Below are 5,807 nucleotides of genomic sequence, written 5' to 3' on the forward strand. Positions count from 1 at the left end.
CCTCCGACCTCCGGGTCGGGGGCCGTCGCCGCGTCGGTGCACCGCCGGGTGCTCACCAGCCCAGGGTGCGGCGCAGCCGGCGGACCGCCTCGCGGCCCGCGCGGTTCGCGCCGACGGTCGACGCGCTCGGCCCGTACCCGACGAGCTGCAGGCGCGGCTCGCCGACGACCTCGGTGCCGTCCATGCGGATGCCGCCGCCGGGTGCGCGCAGCCCGAGGGGCGCGAGGTGGTCGAGCGTGGCGCGGAACCCGGTCGCCCACAGGAGCGTGCGCGCCGGGACGAACGGCGGGCCGTCGACCCACCCCCCGACGTCGGCCGCGACGCCGGGCAGGTCGGCGGGCACGTCGTCGCTGGCCTCCAGGGCGTCGAGCGCGGGCGCGCCCGGGTCCCACGCGACGCCGTCGGGCTCGATGCGGTCGAACACCCGGCGCGCGCGCAGCACGCCCGCGGCGATGCCGGCGCGGTACGCGGGCGTCAGCGGCAGGCCCGTCACGCTGACCACGGACCGCGGGGGCAGCCCGGCGCGGGTGCGCTCGTCGACGCGGGACACGGCCTCGCGGCCGAGCTCGGGCGTGAACTCGGCGTCGAGCCAGCGCGGCGGGCGGCGCGTCACCCAGGTCGTCGTCGTGACCTCCGCGAGCTGCAGCAGCAGCTGCACGGCGGACGTGCCGCCGCCCACCACGACGACGTGCCCGTCCGCGAGGTCGCGGGCGTCCCGGTAGTCGTGCGTGTGCAGCTGGCGCCCGCGGAACGTCGCGCGCCCGGGGTACGACGGCCAGAACGGGCGCTGCCACGTGCCGGACGCGGTGACGACCGCGCGGGCCGCCCACACGACGACCTCGTCGGGGTGCTCGGCGTGCCGCGTCGTGACGAGGTACCGGGGCTCCGGCCCGCCCTCGGGCGCGCGCTCGACGCGCTGCACCCGCACCGGTCGCTGCACGTTGAGCCCGTAGGCCTCCTCGTACTGCGCGAAGTAGTACGGCACGGCGTCCGCGGCGGGCTCGCCGGGGTCGACGACGACGAGCGGCATGCCGGGCAGGTCGTGCACCGCGTGCGCGTCGGCCAGGGTGAGGCTGCGCCAGCGGTGCTGCCACGCCCCGCCGGCGTGCGGGTTGTCGTCGAGGACGACGAACGTGCCGGCCGCCCGCTCCCACCCGCGCGACCCGACGGCCACGAGGCCGGTGCGCTGCAGGTGGTACGCCGTGGAGAGGCCCGCCTGCCCGGCGCCGACGACGAGGACGTCGACGTCGACGGTGCGCGGCCCCGCCGCCGCCCGGCGGGCACGACGCCCGCGGAGGGCGGCGGTGGCGCTGGGGGGAGAGTCCATGGCGGCGTCCACGCTACCGGCCGTCCCCGCCGCGCGTCGGGGCCGTCCGGCCGTCGCCACCGCCCGTCCACGACCCCTCCACACGCAGGGTCGGACGCACCGGACCGGACGGGAGCACCCGGACGCGCCCGGGGGCGGCGCGGCGCGTGGTGGGATGGGCCCATGACGTCCGACACCGACGCGCCGACGCTCGTGACGGCCGTCGCGGGGCCGCTGGACCCCCCGACGGCGGACGCGGTGCGGCGCCTGCACCACGACGCGGCGCGCGCCGACGGGGTCGCGCCGCTGTCCGAGCAGCCGCTGCTGTGGCTGACCGAGCGCGAGGCGCCCGTGGTCCACCTGCTGGCGCACGCGGGCGGCGCGACGGACGCCGGCGACGGCACCGGCCCGCTCGTCGGCTACGGGCAGCTCGACGTCGGCACGACCACCCGCGTGAGCGCGGAGGTCGTCGTCCACCCGTCCCACCGCCGGCGCGGCGTCGCGTCGGCGCTGCTCGCGCGGGCGCGGGCGGAGACCGCGACCGTCCCCGGGCGGCGGCTCTCGGTGTGGGCGCACGGCGACGTCCCGGCGGCGCGCGCGACGGCACGGACGGCCGGCCTCGTCGTCGTCCGGGAGCTGCTGCGCATGGCCGTCGACCTCGAGGCGCACCCGCCGGCCGACGCCGTCCTGCCGCCGGGCGTCGAGGTCCGCCCGTTCGTGCCGGGCCGCGACGAGGAGGCGTGGCGCCGGGTCAACGCGCGCGCGTTCGCCCACCACCCGGAGCAGGGCCGCATGACGTCGGCGGACCTGCGGGCCCGCGAGGCGGAGCCGTGGTTCGACGCGGCCGGCTTCCTCCTCGCCGAGCGCGACGGGCAGCTGCTCGGGTCGGTGTGGACCAAGGTGCACCCCGCCGGCGAGGCTCCCGACGCGGAGCCCGGCGAGGAGGTCGGCGAGATCTACGTGGTGGGCGTCGACCCGGACGCGCAGGGGCTGGGGCTGGGGCGCGCGCTGACGGCGCTCGGGCTCGCCCACCTGCGCGACCGCGGGCTGCGCACGGCGATCCTCTACACGGGCGCGGAGAACACGGTCGCGGTGCACACGTACGAGCGCGCGGGGTTCGCGCGCGCCGCCGTCGACGTCATGTACGGGCCGCCGGCGCAGGAGGCGCCGACCCCGCAGGGGTGACCTCGGCCGGGCGGCACGACGGCCGCCCGGTGCGCCGCCCGGACGACACGACGAGTTCACCGGCTGGTGCCACCATGGGCACATGACCGACGCCCCCGCGATCGACCCGGAGCTCGCCGCGAGCATCGCCGAGCACGTCGACACCGAGGACACCGAGGCCCTCCCCGAGACCGGGCCCCTCCCCGACGACCGCTTCCTCGACCGCGAGCTGTCGTGGCTCGCGTTCAACCAGCGGGTCCTGGAGCTCGCGGAGGACCCGGACCTGCCGCTGCTGGAGCGCGTGCGGTTCCTCGCGATCTTCGCCTCCAACCTGGACGAGTTCTTCATGGTCCGCGTGGCCGGCCTCAAGCGCCGCATCGCGACCGGCATCGCGGTGACCGCGGCGTCGGGGCTGTCGCCGCGGCAGGTGCTCGAGGCGATCAGCGAGCGCGCGCACGAGCTCATGGCGCGGCACGCGGCCGTGTTCCAGGGCGACGTGCAGCCGGCGCTCGCGGCCGAGGGCATCACGATCGTGCGGTGGGACGACCTCGGCGAGGCCGAGCAGGACCGGCTGCACAAGTTCTTCCGCCGCCAGATCTTCCCGGTGCTGACGCCGCTGGCCGTCGACCCGGCGCACCCGTTCCCGTACATCTCGGGGCTGTCCCTCAACCTGGCCGTGAGCGTCGTCAACCCGACGAGCGGCAAGGAGCACTTCGCGCGCGTGAAGGTGCCGCCGCTGCTCCCCCGGTACATCGCGGTCGACGCGTCCGGACGCCCGAGCGCGCCGGACCACGCGGGCGCGGAGAGCGGCCCGATGTCGTTCGTGCCGGTCGAGGACGTCATCGCGCAGCACCTCGACATGCTGTTCCCCGGCATGGAGGTGCGGGAGTTCCACACGTTCCGCATCACGCGCAACGAGGACGTGGAGGTCGAGGAGGACGACGCCGAGAACCTCCTCAAGGCGATGGAGAAGGAGCTGCTGCGTCGGCGGTTCGGGCCGCCCGTGCGCCTGGAGGTCGCCGAGGGCATCAGCAACCGGGTGCGCAAGTTCCTCGTGCGCGAGCTCGGCATGTCCGACGACGACGTGTACGAGCTGCCCGCGCCGCTGGACCACACGGGCCTCAACCTCATCGCCGACCTGGACCGCCCGGAGCTGCAGTACCCGCGCTTCGTGCCGGCGACGCACCGGCACCTGGCCGAGGTGGAGTCCGCGAGCGCGACGGACGTGTTCGCGGCGATCCGCGCGCGCGACATCCTGCTGCACCACCCGTACGACTCGTTCTCGACGTCGGTGCAGACGTTCCTCGAGCAGGCGGCGGCGGACCCGCACGTGCTGGCGATCAAGCAGACGCTGTACCGCACGTCGGGTGACTCCCCCATCGTCGACGCCCTCATCGACGCGGCGCAGGCCGGCAAGCAGGTGCTGGCGCTGGTGGAGATCAAGGCGCGGTTCGACGAGCAGAACAACATCTCGTGGGCGCGCAAGCTCGAGCAGGCCGGCGTGCACGTCGTCTACGGCATCGTCGGCCTCAAGACGCACTGCAAGCTGTCGCTCGTGGTACGCCAGGAGGCGGACGGCCTGCGCCGGTACAGCCACGTCGGCACGGGCAACTACCACCCGAAGACCGCGCGCCTGTACACCGACCTCGGCCTGCTCACGGCGGACCCGGAGGTGGGGCAGGACCTCACGCGCCTGTTCAACCAGCTGTCCGGCTACGCGCCGAAGTCGCGGTTCCACCGCCTGCTCGTCGCGCCGCGCTCGGTGCGCACGGGGCTCGTCGCCCGGATCGAGCGCGAGGCGGAGGCCGCGCGCCGCGGCGAGCCCGCGTGGATCAAGATCAAGGTCAACTCGATGGTCGACGAGGCGACGATCGACGCGCTGTACCGCGCGTCGCAGGCCGGCGTGCCGATCGACATCAACGTGCGCGGCATCTGCGCGATCAGGCCCGGCGTGCCCGGCCTGTCCGAGACGATCCGTGTGCGGTCGATCCTCGGGCGGTTCCTCGAGCACTCGCGCGTGTTCGCGTTCGCGCACGCGACGCCCGGGCCCGAGGACGGGTTCGAGGGGCCCGAGGTGTTCATCGGGTCGGCCGACCTCATGCACCGCAACCTCGACCGGCGCGTCGAGGCGCTCGTGCGCGTGGCCGACCCGGCGCAGGTGGCCGAGCTCATCGAGCTGCTCGACGAGTCGAACGACGAGCGGACGTCGTCGTGGCACCTCGGCGCGGACGGCGTCTGGGAGCGGCACCACCGCGGGCCCGACGGGCCCCTCGTCGACGTGCAGCAGGCCCTCGTCCAGCGGCAGAGGCGCCGGCCGGGCTCGTCGCGGTGAGCGCACCCGCCGCGCCGGCGGTCCAGGCCGCCGGGGCCCTCGTGTGGCGCGTGCGCGCCGGCCGCCTGCAGGTCGCCCTGGTGCACCGGCCGCGGTACCGCGACTGGTCGTGGCCGAAGGGCAAGCTCGACCCGGGCGAGGCGGTCACCGCCGCGGCGGTGCGCGAGGTCGAGGAGGAGACCGGGCTGGCCGTCGTCCTCGGCGTGCCGCTGCCCGGGCTGGAGTACGAGCTGTCGGACGGCAGGCACAAGGTCGTGCACTACTGGGCCGCGCAGGTCGCCGGCCGCGAGGACGGCACCGTGCTCGCGGCGCGTCCCCGCGTGACGCCCGCCGGGGCGGACGAGATCGACCGCTGGGAGTGGTGCGACGTGGCCGCTGCCGCCCGGCGGCTGACCCGCAAGGCGGACCGCCGGCCCCTCGACGCGCTCGTCGAGGCGTACGCGAAGGACCGGCTGGACACGCGCGCGCTCGTCGTGGCGCGGCACGGCCAGGCACGCAAGCGCGCGCAGTGGGACGGCACCGAGGGCGACCGGCCCCTCACGTCGCTCGGTGGCGAGCAGGCCGACGCGATGGTGCCGGTGCTCGCGGCGTTCGGGGTGGCGCGCGTCGTGACGAGCGGGTGGGAGCGCTGCGCCGCGACCGTCGCGCCGTTCGCGCGCGCGGCGGGCCTGACGCCCGAGATCGCGCACGAGCTCACCGAGGCGCGGCACGACGAGTCGCCCGCGCGCGTCGCGGCGCTGGTCGACGGGTGCCTCGACGCGCGCGTCGACACCGTGCTGTGCACGCACCGGCCCGTCCTGCCGACGGTGCTGGACGTGCTGGCGACGCACGCGCGCCGACCGGCGGCGAACCGGCTGCCCGCGCAGAACCCCTACCTGCAGCCGGGCGAGGTGCTCGTGGCGCACGCGGCGGTGACGCGGCGCGGGACGCGTGTCGTCGCGGTGGAGACGCACCGCTCGACCGTCGAGGACTGACCCCGCTCCCCCGGCCGGCCGCGTGCCGGCC

The 5,807-nt window shown here is 76.3% G+C and carries 4 protein-coding genes; 3 read left to right on the forward strand and 1 reads right to left on the reverse strand.

The annotated features are described in order from the left end of the window. Nucleotides 1–52: 52 nt before the first annotated feature. Complete coding sequence (locus tag ACFUMH_RS18355) at nt 53–1,327, reverse strand: NAD(P)-binding domain-containing protein (RefSeq protein ID WP_378208920.1); 1,275 nt, start codon at nt 1,325–1,327, stop codon at nt 53–55. A gap of 162 nt (nt 1,328–1,489) precedes the next feature. Between ACFUMH_RS18355 and mshD the strand changes: the two genes are divergently transcribed. The 3 genes from mshD (at nt 1,490) to ACFUMH_RS18370 (ending at nt 5,776) form a co-directional block, all read left to right on the forward strand. Beyond that, a complete protein-coding gene (gene mshD / locus ACFUMH_RS18360) occupies nt 1,490–2,491 on the forward strand; it encodes a mycothiol synthase (protein WP_378208921.1) in 1,002 nt (333 codons plus the stop codon). An 82-nt stretch (nt 2,492–2,573) separates the two neighbouring features. Then, nucleotides 2,574–4,802, forward strand: coding sequence for an RNA degradosome polyphosphate kinase (locus ACFUMH_RS18365; RefSeq protein ID WP_378208922.1), 2,229 nt, complete (start codon nt 2,574–2,576; stop codon nt 4,800–4,802). After that, nucleotides 4,799–5,776 (forward strand): NUDIX domain-containing protein, encoded by a 978-nt coding sequence (locus ACFUMH_RS18370; protein WP_378208924.1) that lies wholly within the window; start codon nt 4,799–4,801, stop codon nt 5,774–5,776. Before ACFUMH_RS18365 ends, ACFUMH_RS18370 begins: the two co-directional genes overlap by 4 nt. Nucleotides 5,777–5,807: the final 31 nt, after the last annotated feature.

Origin of the sequence: Cellulomonas sp. NPDC057328, assembly GCF_042667215.1 — a bacterium.
GTDB lineage: Bacteria > Actinomycetota > Actinomycetes > Actinomycetales > Cellulomonadaceae > Cellulomonas.